Origin of the sequence: Winogradskyella sp. (assembly GCF_028289625.1) — a bacterium.
Classification (GTDB): domain Bacteria; phylum Bacteroidota; class Bacteroidia; order Flavobacteriales; family Flavobacteriaceae; genus Winogradskyella.
In genome coordinates this window covers 58,511-78,067 of the sequence record NZ_JANQOM010000020.1, presented here as the reverse complement: position 1 = coordinate 78,067, position 19,557 = coordinate 58,511, and the positions used below count along the sequence as shown (strand labels likewise).

Sequence of the window (19,557 nt, the reverse complement as noted above, 5' to 3'; positions counted from 1 at the left end):
ATGAGTCTTAGGAATTTCAAAACCTCTAACCCTGTTTTTAATGGTTACTTTTGGGACGACGGTAAATCATCGTCCAAAACCATGTCCGTTTTTGGAATTTTTATTAAATCCATGCTAGGAATTTTGGTGATTGCTGCTATTACAGCTTATCTCTGGAAACTCAATGAAGCTGGCACTCCAATGCGATGGTTTACGCTGGGAGGTATGTTAGGGGCAATTATTGTAAGTGTTTTGATATCTGTTAGACAACGGTGGGCGCCTGTTTTAGTACCATTATATGTCATTGCCAAAGGAGTTTTCTTAGGTGGTTTTTCGTCTTATGCACATCGAAATTTTCCTGAATTACCATATCAAGCCATAGGTGTTACCATTGTAACCTTTTTTGTGATGCTTATACTTTATCAACTAAGAATTATTGTAGTCACCAAAAAATTACGAAGCGTTATTATCACTGCGACTGTGAGTATTATGGTGGTGTATTTAATCTCATGGATACTAAGTTTCTTTGGCATTAAACCGTATATCTGGGGGACTTCATGGTTTGCTATTGGATTTAATATCTTGGCAGCTATTGTAGCATCCTTTGCATTACTTTTGGATTTTGACTATATAGAGCGTTATAAAAACAAAGCTCCAAAGTATAAAGAGTGGATAGCCACTTGGGGACTTTTAGCTACATTGATTTGGCTGTATGTTGAAGTTTTAAGGTTAATGCAGAAATTGGCGATACGTTTTTAATCAATTTTTACAATCACAGGCAACTCAAAAGCTGTGGTGACATACTGACTTCTTTTGGTGGCTGCTTCAATTTTTGGGATACCCTTTAAGCTTTGATGTAATAAACTATCTATTGTTGGGATTTGGAATTGGGTTTCTGGCTTTATAATGATTTCCTCTATCGCTAATGTACCATTAGCATCAATAATTAAACCTATTCGAATCGTATCATTTACATCTTCTGAAACTACAAGATTTTGTCGCCCTAAATAATCATTCACATGGGCCAATAGTGTGTTTTGAAAACAAACTTTCCCTTCTTCTTTGTCAATAATAGAATCACAACCGCTAAAGGTAGGGTAGGTATCTACGTCATTCCAATTAAAAGTTTGCAGTTCTTCTTCTAGTAAATCATCGGCATTCACTTTTTGCTTTTCAAAATAGTTGCAAGCGCTTAAAAGTGTAAATAATAAAAGACAAGCTATTCGATTCATTTGCACTATTCCAATAGCGAAATGTACAATATTTTTAGGTTTTAGTCTTTTTCTGTAAATTTTTCTTCCTTCAATATTTTTAATCGTTGTTCTTCATTGTCATACTTTTTAGTGCGCGTGAGAAGTTTAGCATATTCGTATTTCAAGAAGCTATTTTCGAGGTCTACCCTTATCGCTGATTGACAAAACTTTAGACCTTCGGTATAATTGCCTATTGCAACATAAGCTTTGGCTATTTTTCAAGTTCAGGCTTAGAAACTTCAGCGGATTTGTAGGCTTCGATAACCTTTGAGTAATTCCCTAAAGCATAAAAAGCACACTATACATAAAGAGAATCAACAAAAGTTTAATCTTCATTTAGTCCTTATGATTCTTATCATTGGGGAAGGTCATATACACAATGGGCAAACTACAGGTTACGTCTACTATATCTCCTTTATGTTGGCCAGGAACAAACTTTGGGAGTAAATCTATAGCTCGTTTTGCTTCTTCTTCAAGTTTTGGATGTGCCGCACGAACTTTCACTTGTTTAACAAAACCCTCTTTGTTTATGGTAAACGATGCAAAAATACGTTGCTTTCCATCAGGTAAATTTAGAGTTGCTAACGAGTCTATCTTGAATTCTCGACTAACCAACTTATAGATTTCGTTGGTTGTACATTTTTTCCTTTCTTCTTGCCCATTAACCGAGATACAATTAGGATGGGTTGGAGGAACATCGACTATGCTATATGGCAGCGTTGTTGCGTCTTTATAATCCGTTTTTACGAATTTCTTCTTTTCAATTTTTTCAATTGAGTCTATAAACTTGTCATACTTAGGTGTATCACCCTTTTTAGAGTCAGATTGCTTATCAAATACAATCGGCAATGAATAGGGCACCACTACATTTTTTCCTTTTTGACGACCAGGTGCAAATTTTGGCAATAATGCTACAACACGCTTTGCTTCATCTTCTAGAGCTTCACTTGGCCCTCTTACTTTTATGGTTTTGATATAACCTTTATCATCAATACTAAATTGAACAAAAATTCTTTTTCTTCCAGGAGACAAACCATCAGCGACATCGGTATTAAAATTCTTGCCAACAAATTCATTAACAAAATTACTTAAGCATTTTTTCCGCTCATCATTGTTTGTTAAATCTTTACACTTCTGTAAGGTCGGGGCTTCATCGACAATACTAAAAGGAACTTCAACAGAATCTACAACCTCATGTCGGTCAATTCCATAAGATTTATAATCTCGTAAAATGAGCGTTTTAGCTCCATGGGTGCCGTCCTCTTTTTTAGTTGACTTTTCTGTTTTAAGCTGTAACGCATCACCTTTATCAATAGTCGTAAGAAGTGATTTTAATTCACTTATTGAAAAGAGACGAATTAATCCGTCATAATTGTCCTTGGTAATTTCAATCGACTTTGAATCGTCACTAACAATAAGTCTTTTATATAATCTACCTCGAAGCACATCTCTGGCTTTCTCAAAAGCATCTATATGCTCTTCTGCACTTAGATTATTAATGTCTTTTGAGATGACTCTCAATGTCCTATTATACAGAGATTCTTCATGGATGCGCTTTGCTTCCTTTGTTTTAAGATACTCTAAATGCTCATCATAAGACTTATCAAAGTTTATCATGTGGTCAAAATGCGATTTCATTTGACTCATGCTCGTCTTTTCTGACTTTTCTGAGAACTCTTTAAACTTATGCCCCATGTATCTCATGTATGCAACATAGCGCAAGTACTCATCGCGAGTGGGCACGTACTTTTCATCTGAATAATTATAAGTATCTGATATCTCCGAAAAATTTGAGAGATCTTTATTTTCTTCAAGAATATCCTCATAGTATTTTTGGATAACTGCTTCATCATCTACATCTTGAGTAATCGTTGATTCTTTTTCATTACTTTCTTCTTGTGCAATAACTTCTGTTGAAGTGTAAACCAAAATCCCAAATACTATTGGAATTAGGAGCGCGTATTTGATTAGGGCAACTTGTCTGGATTTTTGTTTTTGCAACATAGCAATTCGTTTTTTTATTAATGATTTTTTGAAAAAGGCATTTGTAAATGAGATATTGTGAACATCAAATATTTGATTGAGCAAGGTCTGGTAATACGCCGCTTTATTTTTTTGCTTTACAGTATTCGCATCGGCTATAAACTCGTGTAGCTCTTTAATTCTATATTGATAGATATATACCAAAGGATTAAACCAAAAGACAATTCGCAATAGTTCAAAGAAAAGTAAATCTAAAGTGTGCATTTCTCTTAAATGTACCAACTCATGCTTAATAACTACTGGAGCCTCTTCTTCTGGAATTTGTTCACCAAGAAAAATAGTATTGAAAAAAGAGAATGCCAAGCTACTTCTTATAAGCTTTACAATAAGCACATTGCCTTTCCAACGTTTAGGACTTACATGCCTTAGCCAATACAGTTTTGAGATTTTAATTACAAATAAAATAGTTGCGACACCAATACCTGTAAACAGAAGTATTTGCCATAGAGGCGTATGCGGTTGCTCTAAAATTATGCCAGCTTGTTCGGCTATAAAAACCTCGTTACTTGTTGGCACTTCGGCACCGAGAAAAACTTCTGGCAATTGAATTACAAAATCATTGGTTGTTGCCTTTTTTAATTGAGGCAACTTTATAAAAGGGAGTGCCAAAGACAAGATTGATGTAAACAACAGATAAACTCTATTGTAGTTAAAAAATGTTTCACGTCTTAAGAAAAAGTCATAGACCAATAAAAAAAGCGCCTGAAACAGAACAATCTGAATAATATAGTATAACATAACTACTGTTTTTTATTGATTTCTTTGAGCAAACTTTCTATATCCTTAAGATCTACATCGTTCTTCTTAACAAAAAAAGACACCATACTTTTAAAAGACCCCTGAAAATAATTATCCACCAACTTATTAATGGACTGATTGCTATAAGACTCTTTAGCAATAATTGGAAAATAAATATGCCCTTTACCTTGCTTCTCATAATCCACAAACCCTTTGGATTCTAATATTCGAATAATGGTGGACACTGTATTATAGGCAGGTTTAGGGTCTGGTAAAATCTGAATAATAGATTTTACATTGGCTTTTTCTAATTGCCATAAGACCTGCATAATTTCTTCTTCTGCCTTTGTTAACTGCTTCATTAAACTAAACTTTTAGTTGAACAACGAAAACAAATATATAACTAAAAAATTAGTTTAAACTAAAAACTTAGTTAAAATGTAACTTTAGTTCGCTTTTTGCGTCATATTAGTGAATCTAAACCATCAATATGGAATTATTTTTAGTAATCGTGGCATTTCTTCTAATGCTTTTGGGCATATTAGGTAGCTTCTTACCTGTTATACCTGGGCCACTGACCAGTTGGGCAGGATTTTTAGTACTGCACTTTACGGAGGGTGTACAACTGAGCAACACATTTTTAATTGTTACGCTCATAATAGCCATTTTTATATATGTATTAGATTACATAATCCCAGCTATAGGCACCAAACGTTTTGGAGGTAGTAAAGCCGGAATGATTGGTACAACTTTAGGGCTTCTTGTTGGGTTATTCTTTCCCCCTTTTGGTATTATTATAGGTCCCTTTATTGGAGCTTTAATAGGAGAGATGATTCACAGAAATGACACAAACAAAGCATTGAAAGCTGCTTTTGGTTCCTTTTTAGGTTTTATTGCTTCAACATTTTTAAAGTTTATTGTCGCAATTATATTCTTGGGCTTCTTTATTGTAAAACTTTCTGGCCATGATGCCAGTTGGTTCTAAACCCAAAAGATAAAGCAAAAAAAAAGCCTAGTAGAAAGTTCAACTAGGCTTAATTTTCTTGCTATTAACTCAACAATTACTTAAGAGGGATCAATTAATTCTTGTTGACTTGGGCTAAAGATAGATTACTCCATTATTTTTTTGCTGTGGTAAAACCGCAAACTTGATGCGGAAAAACCGTAATTTTCAGCAATAACAGCTTATTCAAGCGTTTTTAATCTTAAAAAAAGTAGCGGATTTTTTCATTTTTTTTACAAATAGCCTTTCTCCCTAGCCTCCTGTAATAAGGTTTCGTCCTTACCATCGGTCACCGAAAACAATAATTTTAGCTGTTTTTTACGCTTCTCTATGGCACTTGTAGATAATGGAATATACTCGCTCAAACTTTTTGTCTTGATCCCTTGGGATAATAAATGAAGAATTTTTCTATTGATATCGTCCACATAGATTTCGCTAGTAATGGTCTTTTTTACATAGTTACTTACCGTACTACTATAATATGGTGGATATTTTAGGATTTGTTGAAAGGCATCAGCTAGTTCCATAGAGGTTAAATCGCTCTTAATGAGAAACCCATCAGGATTTATTTCCTTTATGATATTATGTATTCTAAAAGACTCATTAAACATCGTAAGGATTATAATTTTAGCATCTGGCAAAACACGCTTAGCCAAAAGTGCCAAGTCTTCGCCTGAAGCATATCTACCATCCTCTGAAGGCGGCAAGCTTATATCAAAAAAACATACATCGTAAGGGGTGCCTTTTGATGCTCTATTAATCATTAATTGTGCCGTGTCACAATTATTGGCAGTGTCGATGAGTAAAGTTTGGTCGTCTTCTTTAGTTGCCATTAACACATTTTGGTAGCCCTCTATAATTATGGGATGATCATCTACCATTAGTATATTAATATGCTTCATCTGTTTTTTATTTCAAAAGTTAGGGACAGATGAAATTCGCCATGAGTTATCTTCTTAAATTGAAATTATATTATGGTTCATTTCATATCGACTGGTTTTCGTAGGGAATCTTAACATTAACCGTTGTACCATTGCCAAATTGAGAGGTAAAGGTGATTTTTCCATTAATGTCTTCAACGCGAGATGTCATATTTTTTAAACCAATGCCTTTTTTGTTCTTAGAGGTATCAAACCCCTCTCCATCGTCAATGATGTCTAAGCAAATTACGTTTTTTTCTAATGAAATACTAATTTTTATAGCTTTTGCTTTGGCATGTTTGTAGATATTTTGCATGGATTCTTGTATAATCCTGTAAATGTTGATTTTAGTTTTATTAGAAACTGCATCCCAACTAATGTCATCGGTATGATCAAAATCGTATTCTAAACCATAAGCCTGTGTTTGATTTTCTATAAGTTCTGAAACAATATCCATAAAACCAGAACCAGACACAAAATCGGTATTTAACTCGTGTGATATTTTGCGTATGTCCTCTTCAATGGTTTTAAGCTGACCTATATAATTGGCTCTGGTCATCATAGCGTCTTTGCCATCTTTAAAATTTATGCTATCGAGGCTAAGACGCGTCCCAAAAAGTCGCCCCAAGACTCCATCGTGTAATTCTTCTGAGATACGTTTTTTCTCTTGGGTTCTGGCTTCATCAACTTTATCTTGTTGACTCAGCATTAAGTTATAGATATCCTCATTGGCTTTTTGCTGAACCTGAATAAGTCTTAATTTTCTATTCTTTGCACGCTGGGAAATAACGACATAGACCAAGATGGCTGTTAGCAGCAAGCCAGCCGATAAGAGTAACAAATAAAAATTTTCTCTAGAGATTTGTTCGTTTTCGGCTTCGAGTTGGTCGGTTTCCAATTCAATACGTGCGAATTTATTTCTAACGTTTCGTTCTACATTTAACAAACTATCACTTAATTTAATGTGCTCGTTGAGATAGGTCTTAGCATTTTCATCATTACTTAGCTCTGCTAAAAGCAATAATGATTCTAGCTTCAATTCATTATTAGAAATTTCATTAGAGATGTCGTAGCTTCTTTCAGCATAATATAGTGCAGAATCTAACTCTTTTATATCAAAATAAAATTTAGAAAAATCTATAGCTATTCCCAGCTTGGCAAGAGGGTCGTCAATGGTATCACTTACTTTCTTCCCCAACCAAAAAGTACTTTTGATTTCGTCTATATCCCTATCAGACTTAAAAGATTTAGTGTAAGCTAAATTTCCTAATGTAATGGCATAAAATGAGGAGTCGTAATAATCTAAACTATCTTCAGAAATAACTTGCTCGTATAATTCAATTGATTTATCAATTTCATTCTTATACCTGTAAGCAATCGCCTTATTATTTATAGAATACAAGTTATTATAATACCCATAATCCATCTTTTTGGCTATTTCTTGAGCTTTATTGTGATATTCTATAGCCTTGTCATAATTTTTGAGTTTTAGTGATACAATACCTATTAAATTATTTAATATCCAAAGACGATCCAAATCATCTTCATTTATAGTAACTGAGTTTATAAGCCTAATTGCTTTTACTGCATTTTCCTCTGCACCGATATAATCTTTTTCCGTTTCCTGTATATCAGCGATATTAAGTAATATTCTAGCTTCCTCTCGAATATTTTTAGATTTATCATATAACTTCAAAGCCTTTGAATAATAGAAAAAAGCACTGTCATTAAGCTCTTTACTATGAAAAAAACCTCCCATATTAGAATTAACTACTTCCAAAGAAGAGGAATCCTTTAATTTATTAGCAAGTCTTAAATTTTGATGGTTTATATTCAAGTAAAGACTATCCTTTTTAGCATTGTAATATGTTAATGATAATATTCTACCACTCTTTAATATCACAGAGTCCTGTTTTAGCTCTCTTGAAAGCTTAATTGCCCGCTCAGCAAATTTAACCCTGTCTTCGGTTGAATAATTATAGTCTTGTGATAGTTTTCTTAATTCGAATATACTATCGAGTTGAATTTCTATTGATTTCTGTTGTGAAGAAATTGCAATAGCTTTAAATAATAGAAGTAGAAAAAAATAATATCTTAAATTCAAAATTTGAGAATACAAAAGTATTCTCAAATTTAGGATAAATTTATAAAATTAAAAGAAATTTAGCCCTCAAGTAATCAAGGACTTATTCTATAAAAAGGGTTTAAGCCTGCTGCTCAACTGCCCTCTTCTTTTTATTTATTGCTAATACGTCAAAATTGCTTTTGGTTTCATAAGTGGGTTTATCATTAACAGCTTTTTCAGATTGTACACCAGATACAGTTAACATTGCAATGGCAACTAAGGCTAAAGTAATTTTTAGGGTTTTCATAAGTATCAATTTAGGGTTTGTTTAAATAGTCAATATTAAATTACGTAACGATTTTCGCTACAATTTGAGGGAGGTAAATGGATAATTAACTATTGTAGGTTTTCACCTAAATTGTACTAAAATAAAACGAGGGACGTTTTAGTAAAATGTTTAATGGATTATGAAATTCTTGAAAGTTTGATTTGAGGGCTTACAAGATGTAACAAATATATAAGTATTTGCTTCACAAGAAAAAGAATCATCGATAAAATGTATTTAATTATCGTTTAAGTGCTATTTTAGTGTTTAAAACCTGTTGAAAAGTGATTTTTTATTGAGGTAAGATTCTGTCCCAAAACAAAAAAGCATTCCGATTTACTTGGATACATTACTACTACACTCAGACTACAACATGTGAACAATACAGGTCTTTATAATATATAGGCTCTAATGCCTCAGAGCCTACAACTACACAAAAGTTATCAAGATTGCGGACAGCATGGGACTCGAACATATAGACAACTATTCACAATAGAAATTAAAATTAGTTTGTAACTTTAACATCGTTATATTTAGATGTGAATTATATATCCCATTCATTCAGACATGCACAGGTAATACTGCAAGAACCCAAATTTATCAATCAATACAATGAATTGAATGCCATACTAGACAGTATAACAGATAGTCAAATCATAGAAAAACACTTAAGCTATGGCTATAAAAATATTGAAAAGACCCCTAAGAGTATTTCTAAAGCAATAAATGACCTATTAAAAGAAAGGTTTACTAAAAATAACTGGCTAAGTGAGTCAGGCATTTTTCAAGACAATCAATATACTGGTGACACGTGGAGGCTAGACTTTGCAAAAAAAGATATCTCAGTAGAGGTCGCTTTCAATCATGCTACGGTAATAGCTTGGAATTTAATAAAACCTGTTCTTGCAAGTGAACTTAATCATGTTCAGAAGGCTATTCAGACCAGAATTGGGGTCATAATTACAGCTACAAATGACATGAAACAATTGGGAGGCTTTGATAGTGCCATAGGCACATATGAAAAATTCTTGGACTATTTACCACCACTGCGAAACCTACTTACTGTGCCCCTTTTAGTAATTGGATTAACTCCTCCTGAGACTTTTAGAATAGAACATAAGCAGATAGCACCAAGAAAAAAAATAGGTCGAATAATACGATTTGGCAATGACTTATTTTCATAATGATTTAAATAAGGAACAAATACTAGGAGTATATCTTGATGCTATTTATGATAAATTAAACTTTAAATTAACTCGAGTTAAAAACTCTAAATTGCAATTTGAAGGTGTTGATTTAATTTACCAATCTAAGAATGGCCCAATTTTCATTGACGAGAAATCCCAACTTCATTATATAAATTCTGACTTACCTACATTTACCTTTGAACTATCTTACCTAAAACACCAAGAAGAAAGGAAAGGTTGGCTTTTAGACCGAGATAAGATTACCCAATATTACTTTTTGATTACTGGTATATTCGTAAAAAGTGGCTCAAATATTGACTCAGGTTTAAAATCATGTAAAATAACCTCAGTAAATCGCATAAAGTTAATACAGCTATTAGCCAGTAAAGGTTTAACTCCCAATAAATTGATGACATATGCTAAAGAGATTAGACATATGCCCCAGCCTGATAAGAAAATTGTATTGCAGGAAATCAACCAAAAAACAGAAGGTTGCTTAGTCTACTCTAACCACCTATCTGAAAAGCCAATAAATGTAATGCTTAAACTAGAGTTTCTTATTTCACAAGGTGTTGCAAAACAGATTCATCCTCTGATTCAAAAATAAAATCTTGAAGGGTCAGCCCTATTCTTTCAATTATACCAACTACTAAGGCATTACCCATAAAAAAAGCTCTTTTAGCATCTGATATATTATGATGATTTGTATGGCCTTCGGGAAACATATTTAATCTTTCTAATTCTAAAGGAATGAGTCTTCTGTATAAGCTATTTGGTTCAATCTCTATGAGATGTTTGAACCTAGAAGCTCCAGAACCACCTTCTGATGTAATTATTGTTCTTGAAGGTAAATTTACATCATCCGTTAACTTAAGTGGTCCCTCAGTGTAAAAAAACACACCTTTGGACGACACCCTCTTTTCTGCTTTTCGACCCTTAAGATATTTCCATTTATCAAGTTCTGTTAACATTATTGCTTCGTTCCTAGCATTCAAATCTAAATATGAAAGTGGCACTCCTTCTTTTTGTTCCTTTATCAGAGGAGATTTTAAAATCTTATGATTATCAACATAAAACTCTTTAGGAACGGCTTCATGATTTTCTAGTACATCTTTTAGTTTATCAAAGACACTTAATTTTTTATCCCCAAGGTCTACAGGACTATAATCAAAAGTTAGCACATCTCTTCCAATCATTACACCACAGTTAAAAAACTTACCATGCGGAAAATCCTTAGATATAGCCACGGGATTACCTTTGATTTTTATAAGTTTTCTATCACCTTTCATTTTAGACGGGAAAGATTTACCAATGATACTTTCCGTATTAATCCAGTCTATGTCAGATTTTAGTTTTAAACCGCTTGATTTATGAACACCAAAGATAAATACCCTCCTTCTGCGCTGAGGCATTCCATAATCTGCGGCATTTATTACTTTCCATTCCACATCGTAGTCCAAATCACTCATCGTAGCAAGCAAAATGGCAAAATCCCGTCCTCTTTTATTGACTGGTGATTTTAAGAGCCTATCCACATTTTCCAACAGAACGTACTTAGGTCTTTTAACATCAAGTATGCGATGTATATTCCACCATAGCACTCCTTTTTTACCTTCAATCCCATTGGTATTAACACCTGCAACAGAATAGTCCTGACAAGGAAATCCACCAACAAGTAATTCATGGTCAGGAATATTATCGTTTACTTGCTTGTTGGTTAAATGATCTCCTACTACTTCATTAATATCTTTATCATTATGATTAGCATTGGGCCATTTGTGTTTATAAACAAGGTTTGCATGTTGTATATTAGTTGAAGGCTCCCACTGATTAGACCAAACAATCTTATAATCCGTCCCTAGTTTCTTCGTATAATTTGATGATGAGGATTTGCCTTGCCAGCCTTCAAGACCTAATCTAAAACCTCCAACGCCTGCAAAAAGTTCAACGACTCTAATGCCCATTTCTTAATTTATTTTTTACTTTATCAAAAATACATTTAATAAGAACTATTATTTGTTAACTAAAATTGACCTGAGCCACTTTTTATTAACAACACTTAATAATTTAATTTTTGATGTTTTTAATCTTTATCTAAATAGTTCTCAGAATTAGTGAGAATTAGTGAGATTGAAAATACATATCCCAAAAGAAAGAAACAGCCTTACCGAGCCTTAAAACAGGATGTAAAGGTGTTTGAATTAATTCTTCAATATAAAAATAAGAATGTGTTAAAAAGATTAGGTGGGTTTAGTTTTTTTTACTAAATTAAGATTCATAAGATTCCCACATTTTAACCCTTTATTAAATAGCTTCTCATTAATTAATTAATTATGAGACTGTAATCTATTGCAGATATCAATCAATAGTTTCATTCCTTAACATATGAGTGAAGGACGAAGAATATTTAATACCATAAAATGAAATTAGAACAGATATTAGATAAGCTAGGGTCAATAGGAAGGAACTTACTTATTAAGGTGATAGACAAAATCATTTCGAACAATCCAAAAACAATTATTGAGAGTAATAAAATATCGAGCACCCAAGATAATTGTCTTAAACAGGTTGATAATCAATATGAAGTCAAAATTGAGCTTCCACAAAACAATATCTATTTGTTTTTGTTGGATGTTTAGACAATTACATAATGATTGCTAAAATGGTTACACAATAAACCTATTTTATAAAGGGTTCAAAATAACAAAGTAAACTAATTATTAATTTTAAATCAACAAATTATGGGAGGACTAACAAAAAGACAAGCAAGACTTTTAAAACGTCAAATTAGAAAACAGTATGGAAGAAATTATATCCCTGTCATTACGGGTGACAACACATTATCAATAGGGGATATTCTCTTAAAAAAGAGAGATATAGTTGTGGCTATAGATTCTTCTGCATTTAGTAACAGGAACACAGAATTTGTGGAAGGAAGAAAAACAAACCAGAATATAACCTCTAGTTCTAGCGTGAACATCACAACTAAATTCAAAGGGCAAGCTGTTTTACCTGAACGTTTTGATGTTGAAGAAGCCGGTCTTGCTGTTGATTTCACTTCTGAAAACCAAATGTTCTTGAAGGTTATGGGAATCCGACAGCAAAGCATTAAAAACTTTGTTGAATTTCGTAAAGAACTCCTGTCTAAATACGTCAAAGGTGAGTTGTCATCAAAGGTTTATGTCGTTCGCGGCTTAGTTTATGCTGATAAATACTACTTGCAATATAGTGGGAGTAAAGGTGGTACTATTACTTTCAATCTTGATGCTCAAGTAGCTGCAGGTGATGCGGATATAAATGCGGACTTTTCTTTTAAATGGAAAAAAGAAGTGGGTTTTAATATAGATGGACGTACTGGAGGGGTTTTAGCATATAGAGTTTCAGGGGTGAGATTAAAAAGGCACTTGATTCCTCAAGAAATACAGACTAATATATTGAGTGGAATGGCAGAATCGGAGGCTTTAGATATGGTTGCTTTTGAGGATAGACAAAGGCTATTTGATGAAGATGCTTTAGAAATTGTTGATTTAACAGATGAGGTATTGCTTTATAACGAAGATGAAATGGCTTAAAGCTAATATCAAATAGAAACATTAGTAATGGCTATTCCAAAAGATTGCTATTACTAATGTTTTATTAGTCTTAAAAAATTAAAAGGGTTGCAAAATGATGGAAAAGTTTTAGATTCATAATGAGATAATTACTCCCGACACTGATTAAATTAATATTGATAATCAATTAACTATAATTTTAGGCAACAAATAAACAGCCAGAAGTTATAAGATAGAGTCATCTTAAGTCAAATAGACTCAATTTGTATTCTTGTACTTTGTCACTAAATCCTTGTATAATTCAGTCAATGCATTACTATAAAACAAAAAAGCATCCCGATTTACAGTGATATACCTTCGCCAAGGCTATGGTATACAAAGAAAAAGGAAAGCTTCTCATTGGATTACCCAGTATTATTGGGCTTTCACTACGTACTGACGATACTGTCAGTAACAACACAACTTCTTAAAGAAGCGGTCTGGACGGGACTCGAACCCGCGACCCCCTGCGTGACAGGCAGATATTCTAACCAACTGAACTACCAGACCGTTGCATTATAGCGAGGGCAAATATACATTGCATTTTTAATTCCGCAAACAAAAAAGAAAAAAATATCGGTGCCCTCATACAAATTTCTGTCGCTCTATCATGTAAGTAGTTAGTATGTGGTTAAAACCTTGAGTAATGTCTGCCTCAACATATTTTATGCGGTATTGCCCACACTTTAATCTTAAATTATTAAAGTAATCTTTAACCGCTTTTTCATAATTGTCTTTAATGTTATCTGGATACAAATTGATATAATCTCCAGTTTCAACATCTATAAACCGTTTGGGCCGATTATCAAAATTGAACGTTAACTCTTTCGATTTATCAAACACATGAAAGAGTACCACTTCGTGTTTATTATGTTTTAAATGACGTAATGCTTCAAAAAGTTTTTTATCCTCTTCAGAGGTTTGAAACATATCCGTAAATACAAAAATTAAAGACCTGCGATGTATCTTTTCAGCAATCTGATGCAAATAGGTATAGGTTTCAGTAGTCTTGGAATCTGGTTTGGACACAACAGCTTCACTAAGCTTATTCAGCAACATTTGATGGTGGCGCTCGCTCCCTTTTTCAGGAGCGTAAAAATCATATTTATCATTGTAAATACTTAAGCCGACAGCATCACGCTGTTTTTTTAAAATATGCATTAATGAAGCACATGCTAAAGCTGAAAACGCTACTTTATTGATGTTACCGATGGACGTTCCTGCAGATTCAGGATAATGCATGGACGTACTATTATCCAAGATAAGATGACAGCGAAGGTTGGTTTCTTCGTCATAACGCTTAGTGTATAAACGATCTGTTTTGGCATAGAGTTTCCAATCGATATGTTTGGTACTTTCACCATGATTATAAATCTTATGCTCTGCAAACTCTGCCGAAAATCCATGAAAAGGACTTTTATGCATGCCTGCAATGAAGCCTTCAACCACTTGTTTTGCTAGCAGCTCTAGATTTTTAAAACCACCTGCTTTGTTAAGTTCAACTTGTAAATCCATGAATTACCGAAACTAAAAAAGGTTTGCCATAATGGCAAACCTTTTATCATTTCTTTTAGAGAGTCTTATTATAATAGTGCGTCGATTGCGTCCGCATAAGCATTCTTTGGTGCTACACCAACTTGGCGGCCAACAACTTCACCATTTTGGAAAACCAATACCGTAGGTATGTTTCTTACTCCGTATTTAGCAGCAAATTCTTGATTAGCATCAACATCCACCTTACCTACTACGGCTTTACCTTCGTACTCATTGCTAATTTCGTCAATGATTGGCCCAACCATACGACATGGCCCACACCACGCTGCCCAAAAATCTACCATTACCGGCTTATCGCTCTTTAATACTTTTTCTTCAAACGTTGCATCTGTTATTTCTAATGCCATAATATATTGTTTTTAATGTATTTTACTTCCGTTTAACATGCAATATTAGTCAAAAAAAATGCCAAACCTTACGCTGCCTATATTCGATTTGGTTATGGTACTATTGCCTAGTTTTATGCTAGTTTAACTTATACATCACATCCAATTCTTGCAACTCATACAATAGCTCTTGTGAAATCTTAACTTTTTGCTTTCGGCTTGGCATGGTCAACTTTAGCTTATCTTTGTTGTCATAAACCACAAAATTAAGCGCATGGTTGCCTTGATGCAATCGAAACATGTCTTGCAACTCAGCAATTTTATGCTGTTCCAAATCCTCTATATTCAATTGTATCGATAACTTTTTAGCATAGGCATCCATAACATCATGGAGGAGTTGAAAATTATTGAACTGAATTCTTGGCTCCCCTTTTTGTCCGGTATCGCGATTCATCCAGCCTTCTTTAATAAAGGCTCGTACATACACAAAAGAGTTCTGCACCAAGAAATGTCTAAACTTCAGATAATCCTCACCAAAGATTCTAAACTCATAACTATCGGTATAATCTTCTATAGTAAAAGCAGCCCAGCCCTTACCTTGTTTACTCACGCGATGCTGTATGTCCGTGACTACACCACCAAAAGTCACTTCTCTATTGACTATAGCTTGTAAATCTTTAAATACGGAAACCGTTCCGTTACAAAAGGTTTGCATCTCGATTTTAAAATCATCTAAGGGATGACCAGAAATATAGATGCCTACAACTTCTTTTTCTCTAGATAACTTTTCCATAGTTCCCCATTCTTCGCAAGGTGGTACTTGTGGTTCAGGAATTTGCACTTCGCTAGAGTTGCCAAATAAACTTACCTGAGCCGAATTTTCATTTTCTTGATATTTAGCACCATAGCGCATGGCTTTTTCTAAAAATGTAATATTATCTCCTTCGTGAGCAAAATATTGCGCACGATGGGTTTCAGTAAAACAATCAAAACCACCAGCATTGGCTAAACCTTCAAACGATTTCTTATTAGCTGCTCTTAAATCCACACGTTTGGCCAAATCAAAAATGGACTTGTAATTACCATCTTTCTTTCTATTGTCTACAATAGTCCTAACTGCACCATGCCCCACACCTTTAATGGCTCCCATTCCGAAACGCACCGCATTGTCTTTGTTTACGGAAAACTTGTAATAACTCTCATTAACATCTGGTCCTAAAACAGGTAAACGCATGCGTTTACACTCTTCCATGAAAAAGGTAACCTGTTTTATATCGTTCATATTATTTGAGAGTACTGCGGCCATATATTCTGCTGGATAATGCGCTTTTAAATAAGCGGTTTGATAAGCAATCCAAGCGTAACAGGTAGAATGCGATTTATTAAAAGCATAACTTGCAAAGGCTTCCCAATCTTTCCAAATCTTTTCAAGCTTTTCTCTGTCCATGCCTTTTGCTGCGGCTTGGTCCAAAAACTTAGGCTTCATTTTATCTAGCGTAGCACGTTGCTTTTTCCCCATGGCCTTACGTAAAACATCGGCCTCGCCTTTAGTGAAATCGGCCAATTTTTGGGATAGTAACATTACCTGCTCTTGGTACACCGTAATACCATAAGTTTCTTTAAGGTATTCTTCCATCTCGGGCAGGTCGTAAATGATTTCTTCTTTCCCATGCTTGCGATTAATAAAGCTCGGAATGTACTCCATTGGACCTGGACGATACAATGCGTTCATGGCAATGAGATCATCAAAAACCGTGGGTTTTAAATGCTTCATATGCTTCTGCATACCGGGAGATTCATATTGAAAAATACCTACCGTTTCGCCTCTTTGGAAAAGTTCATACGTCTTTTCATCATCTAATGGAAAGTTCTCGGGATCGAGATCTATGCCATGTTTGGCTTTTACAATCGTAACGGTATCCTTAATCAAAGTCAAGGTCTTAAGACCTAAGAAATCCATCTTTAATAAACCAGCACTTTCAACAACGGAATTATCGAACTGCGTGACATATAAATCAGAGTCCTTAGCTGTAGCTATTGGTACATAATTAGTGATATCTCCTGGCGTGATAATCACACCACAGGCATGAATTCCTGTATTGCGAACTGAGCCTTCCAATATTCTAGCTTGGTTGACCGTTTCCGCCTGTAGATCCTCACCGTCGGAAATATTGAGTAACTGATTCACCTTTTCTAGCTCCTCTTGTCTAAATTTTTGGGCGAGCTCCTTTTCACTCTTACCAAATATCTTACCAAGCTTAGACATGTTCGGAATTAATTTGGCAATATGATCGGCCTCACTGAGCGGCAAATCCAACACACGAGCAGTGTCTCTAATTGAGGATTTAGCAGCCATGGTGCCATAAGTGATGATCTGTGCCACTTGATTTGCTCCATATTTATCAATAACATACTGCATTACTCGACCACGACCCTCATCGTCAAAATCGATATCGATATCTGGCATGCTCACACGGTCTGGATTTAAGAAACGCTCAAAAAGCAAATCGTACTTAATCGGGTCTATATTTGTAATCCAGAGGCAATAGGCGACAACAGAACCAGCTGCAGAACCACGTCCTGGACCAACCGAGACATTCATATTACGAGCTTCGCGAATAAAATCTTCAACGATTAAGAAATATCCTGGATAGCCTGTATTTTCAATAACGCTCAATTCAAAATCGAGACGTTCTTTAATCTCCGGAGTTATTTCACCATAACGCTTTTTAGCTCCTTCATAAGTTAAGTGTTTTAAATATGCATTTTCACCGCGCTTTCCACCATCAATATCGTCTTGCGTATCTTTAAACTCGCTTGGAATATCGAATGCAGGCAAGAGTACATCTCGTGCCAATTCAAAAGGTTCAATTTTACCAACAACTTCTTGTATGTTAATAATTGCTTCAGGAATATCCCTGAATAAGGCCTTCATTTCTTCTGAAGACTTAAAATAATAGTCTTGATTAGGCAAACCATAGCGATAACCACGTCCTCGTCCTATAGGAGTTGCCTGCTTTTCGCCATCTTTAACACATAACAAAATATCGTGTGCATTAGCATTTTCTTGCTCAACATAATAGGTGTTGTTAGTCGCCACTAATTTTATATCGTGCTTTTTGGCAAATTGAATTAGGACTTGATTGACCCGATTTTCATCTTCTTGATTATGACGCATTAGCTCGATATACAAATCGTCATCAAAGGTGTATTTCCACCATAGCAATGCTTCTTCTGCTTGGTTTTCACCAATATTTAAAACCTTGCTCGGAACTTCGCCATATAAGTTTCCGGTAAGACAAATTAAATCCTCCTTATATTGTTCAATGAGTGCTTTGTCAATCCTTGGCACATAGTAAAACCCATCTGTAAAAGCTACCGAAGATAACTTGGCTAAATTATGATAGCCATTTTTGTTTTTAGCCAAGAGCACAATTTGGTAGCCATTATCCTTTCGAGTTTTATCTTGATGATTTTCGCAAACAAAAAACTCACAACCAATAATTGGTTTTATAAGTTGCCCTTCCTTCTCTTCTCCATTGGTTTCAGCTTCTGCATGCTTTGTCTTAACCGATTTATTATGATTAGAAACAGCCTGTACAAAATGGAATGCACCCATCATATTCCCATGGTCTGTCAATGCTACTGCTGGCATATTTTCCTTAGCAGCAGCTGCAACTAAGTCATTAATGCTAATGGTAGATTGCAGAATAGAGAACTGTGAATGATTATGAAGATGCACAAAATCAACCTCAGCTAATCGCGAAGCTGCTACTTTATCGGTTTCGGTAGAAATTGGCTCAGTGGATTGCTCTTTTTGAAGTCTGTTATTAATCTTGGCACTTTCGCGCTTTAGATTAATATGTTTCAGCCCAATAAGTTGAATTTCATCTGGGTTTTCTTCTGAAAACCTTTCAAAATAATCAGGTTGTACATCCAGTTCTTCTTTAGTGTATTCTTTTCTTCGGATCAATTCCAGAAAACAGCGTGTTGTGGCCTCAACGTCTGCAGTGGCATTATGAGCTTCAGCAAATGGTTGATTGAACAAAAACTCGTGCAATTCCGTTAACGTCGGTAACTTAAACTTACCTCCACGTCCACCTGGGATTTTGCATAAGCTTGCCGTATGCTCGGTACACGTATCCAAGACTGGTAATTCTTGAAGTGGATTTGCTACATCTTCTCGTACAAATTCGGCTCCCATTATATTGAGATCAAACTTTACATTTTGTCCAACCACAAATTTAGCTTTAGACAAGGCTATATTAAACTTATCCAAAACCTCAGACAATGGCACACCTTGCTCCTGTGCTAACTCAGTTGAAATACCATGAACCTTTTCAGCATCGTAAGGAATATTGAAACCTTCTGGCTGAATTAAATAATCCTGATGCTCCACACAATTCCCCATAGCATCATGCAATTGCCACGCAATTTGAATAGCTCTTGGCCAGTTATCAGTATCAGTTATAGGCGCATCCCAACGTTTTGGTAAACCTGTGGTCTCAGTATCAAATATTAAGTACATAGAAGTCTTTTGATATAAAAAATCCGAACTTTAAAATTAAGAAATA

The 19,557-nt window shown here is 34.6% G+C and carries 16 protein-coding genes and 1 tRNA gene; 6 read left to right on the top strand and 11 right to left on the bottom strand.

Annotation, left to right across the window (positions count from 1 at the left end; genetic code table 11):
- Positions 1–738 (top strand): Bax inhibitor-1/YccA family protein, encoded by a 738-nt coding sequence (locus Q0992_RS04470; protein WP_299521063.1) that lies wholly within the window; start codon positions 1–3, stop codon positions 736–738.
- Here the strand turns inward: Q0992_RS04470 and Q0992_RS04465 are convergent.
- The 3 genes from Q0992_RS04465 to Q0992_RS04455 form a co-directional block, all read right to left on the bottom strand.
- Positions 735–1,211, bottom strand: coding sequence for a hypothetical protein (locus tag Q0992_RS04465; RefSeq protein WP_299521061.1), 477 nt, complete (start codon positions 1,209–1,211; stop codon positions 735–737). The genes Q0992_RS04470 and Q0992_RS04465 overlap by 4 nt on opposite strands.
- Positions 1,212–1,568: 357 nt before the next feature.
- A complete protein-coding gene (locus Q0992_RS04460) occupies positions 1,569–4,013 on the bottom strand; it encodes a M56 family metallopeptidase (protein ID WP_299521060.1) in 2,445 nt (814 codons plus the stop codon).
- Positions 4,014–4,015: 2 nt separating this feature from the next.
- Positions 4,016–4,375, bottom strand: a complete 360-nt coding sequence (locus Q0992_RS04455) for a BlaI/MecI/CopY family transcriptional regulator (RefSeq protein WP_299521058.1) — start codon at positions 4,373–4,375, stop codon at positions 4,016–4,018.
- 128 nt (positions 4,376–4,503) lie between these two features.
- Between Q0992_RS04455 and Q0992_RS04450 the strand changes: the two genes are divergently transcribed.
- Positions 4,504–4,998 carry a DUF456 domain-containing protein gene (locus Q0992_RS04450; RefSeq protein ID WP_299521056.1) on the top strand — a complete coding sequence of 165 codons (495 nt, stop codon included), beginning with the start codon at positions 4,504–4,506 and terminating at the stop codon, positions 4,996–4,998.
- A 251-nt stretch (positions 4,999–5,249) separates the two neighbouring features.
- Here the strand turns inward: Q0992_RS04450 and Q0992_RS04445 are convergent, their stop codons facing one another.
- The 3 genes from Q0992_RS04445 to Q0992_RS04435 all read right to left on the bottom strand — a co-directional run bounded on the left by Q0992_RS04445 (position 5,250) and on the right by Q0992_RS04435 (position 8,308).
- Complete coding sequence (locus tag Q0992_RS04445; RefSeq protein WP_299521054.1) at positions 5,250–5,918, bottom strand: response regulator; 669 nt, start codon at positions 5,916–5,918, stop codon at positions 5,250–5,252.
- An 82-nt stretch (positions 5,919–6,000) separates the two neighbouring features.
- Complete coding sequence (locus tag Q0992_RS04440) at positions 6,001–8,040, bottom strand: tetratricopeptide repeat-containing sensor histidine kinase (protein ID WP_299521052.1); 2,040 nt, start codon at positions 8,038–8,040, stop codon at positions 6,001–6,003.
- Between the two features lie 100 nt (positions 8,041–8,140).
- A complete protein-coding gene (locus tag Q0992_RS04435; protein ID WP_299521050.1) occupies positions 8,141–8,308 on the bottom strand; it encodes a hypothetical protein in 168 nt (55 codons plus the stop codon).
- Positions 8,309–8,865: 557 nt separating this feature from the next.
- On the opposite strand from Q0992_RS04435, the gene Q0992_RS04430 reads away from it, so the two are divergent.
- Positions 8,866–9,510 (top strand): BglII/BstYI family type II restriction endonuclease, encoded by a 645-nt coding sequence (locus tag Q0992_RS04430; RefSeq protein ID WP_299521048.1) that lies wholly within the window; start codon positions 8,866–8,868, stop codon positions 9,508–9,510.
- Positions 9,494–10,120, top strand: a complete 627-nt coding sequence (locus Q0992_RS04425) for a hypothetical protein (protein ID WP_299521046.1) — start codon at positions 9,494–9,496, stop codon at positions 10,118–10,120. Before Q0992_RS04430 ends, Q0992_RS04425 begins: the two co-directional genes overlap by 17 nt.
- On the opposite strand, the gene dcm is transcribed toward Q0992_RS04425, so the two are convergent.
- A complete protein-coding gene (gene dcm, locus Q0992_RS04420; protein ID WP_299521044.1) occupies positions 10,071–11,477 on the bottom strand; it encodes a DNA (cytosine-5-)-methyltransferase in 1,407 nt (468 codons plus the stop codon). The two genes, Q0992_RS04425 and dcm, sit on opposite strands and share 50 nt — an antisense overlap.
- Before the next feature lie 456 nt (positions 11,478–11,933).
- Here dcm and Q0992_RS04415 point away from each other — a divergent pair, with 456 nt between their 5' ends.
- Together Q0992_RS04415 and Q0992_RS04410 are read left to right on the top strand one after the other, a co-directional pair.
- Positions 11,934–12,152, top strand: coding sequence for a hypothetical protein (locus Q0992_RS04415; RefSeq protein ID WP_299521042.1), 219 nt, complete (start codon positions 11,934–11,936; stop codon positions 12,150–12,152).
- Between the two features lie 102 nt (positions 12,153–12,254).
- Complete coding sequence (locus Q0992_RS04410) at positions 12,255–13,085, top strand: hypothetical protein (RefSeq protein ID WP_299521040.1); 831 nt, start codon at positions 12,255–12,257, stop codon at positions 13,083–13,085.
- 454 nt (positions 13,086–13,539) lie between these two features.
- Here Q0992_RS04410 and Q0992_RS04405 read toward each other — a convergent pair.
- The 4 genes from Q0992_RS04405 to dnaE all read right to left on the bottom strand — a co-directional run bounded on the left by Q0992_RS04405 (position 13,540) and on the right by dnaE (position 19,511).
- Positions 13,540–13,613: transfer RNA gene (locus Q0992_RS04405), tRNA-Asp, on the bottom strand.
- A gap of 75 nt (positions 13,614–13,688) precedes the next feature.
- Positions 13,689–14,618 carry a DUF58 domain-containing protein gene (locus Q0992_RS04400; protein WP_299521038.1) on the bottom strand — a complete coding sequence of 310 codons (930 nt, stop codon included), beginning with the start codon at positions 14,616–14,618 and terminating at the stop codon, positions 13,689–13,691.
- 68 nt (positions 14,619–14,686) lie between these two features.
- On the bottom strand, positions 14,687–15,004 hold the full coding sequence (gene trxA, locus Q0992_RS04395; protein WP_299521036.1) for a thioredoxin: 318 nt from the start codon (positions 15,002–15,004) through the stop codon (positions 14,687–14,689).
- 118 nt (positions 15,005–15,122) lie between these two features.
- Positions 15,123–19,511, bottom strand: coding sequence for a DNA polymerase III subunit alpha (gene dnaE / locus Q0992_RS04390; RefSeq protein ID WP_299521034.1), 4,389 nt, complete (start codon positions 19,509–19,511; stop codon positions 15,123–15,125).
- Positions 19,512–19,557 lie beyond the last annotated feature (46 nt).

Excerpts from the sequence above, each read along its gene's own strand:
- Q0992_RS04470 (WP_299521063.1), top strand. The coding sequence starts at position 1 with ATGAGTCTTAGGAATTTCAAAACCTCTAACCCTGTTTTTAATGGTTAC.
- Q0992_RS04465 (WP_299521061.1), bottom strand. The coding sequence starts at position 1,211 with ATGAATCGAATAGCTTGTCTTTTATTATTTACACTTTTAAGCGCTTGC.
- Q0992_RS04460 (WP_299521060.1), bottom strand. The coding sequence starts at position 4,013 with ATGTTATACTATATTATTCAGATTGTTCTGTTTCAGGCGCTTTTTTTA.
- Q0992_RS04455 (WP_299521058.1), bottom strand. The coding sequence starts at position 4,375 with ATGAAGCAGTTAACAAAGGCAGAAGAAGAAATTATGCAGGTCTTATGG.
- Q0992_RS04450 (WP_299521056.1), top strand. The coding sequence starts at position 4,504 with ATGGAATTATTTTTAGTAATCGTGGCATTTCTTCTAATGCTTTTGGGC.
- Q0992_RS04445 (WP_299521054.1), bottom strand. The coding sequence starts at position 5,918 with ATGAAGCATATTAATATACTAATGGTAGATGATCATCCCATAATTATA.
- Q0992_RS04435 (WP_299521050.1), bottom strand. The coding sequence starts at position 8,308 with ATGAAAACCCTAAAAATTACTTTAGCCTTAGTTGCCATTGCAATGTTA.
- Q0992_RS04425 (WP_299521046.1), top strand. The coding sequence starts at position 9,494 with ATGACTTATTTTCATAATGATTTAAATAAGGAACAAATACTAGGAGTA.
- dcm (WP_299521044.1), bottom strand. The coding sequence starts at position 11,477 with ATGGGCATTAGAGTCGTTGAACTTTTTGCAGGCGTTGGAGGTTTTAGA.
- Q0992_RS04415 (WP_299521042.1), top strand. The coding sequence starts at position 11,934 with ATGAAATTAGAACAGATATTAGATAAGCTAGGGTCAATAGGAAGGAAC.
- Q0992_RS04410 (WP_299521040.1), top strand. The coding sequence starts at position 12,255 with ATGGGAGGACTAACAAAAAGACAAGCAAGACTTTTAAAACGTCAAATT.
- Q0992_RS04400 (WP_299521038.1), bottom strand. The coding sequence starts at position 14,618 with ATGGATTTACAAGTTGAACTTAACAAAGCAGGTGGTTTTAAAAATCTA.
- trxA (WP_299521036.1), bottom strand. The coding sequence starts at position 15,004 with ATGGCATTAGAAATAACAGATGCAACGTTTGAAGAAAAAGTATTAAAG.
- dnaE (WP_299521034.1), bottom strand. The coding sequence starts at position 19,511 with ATGTACTTAATATTTGATACTGAGACCACAGGTTTACCAAAACGTTGG.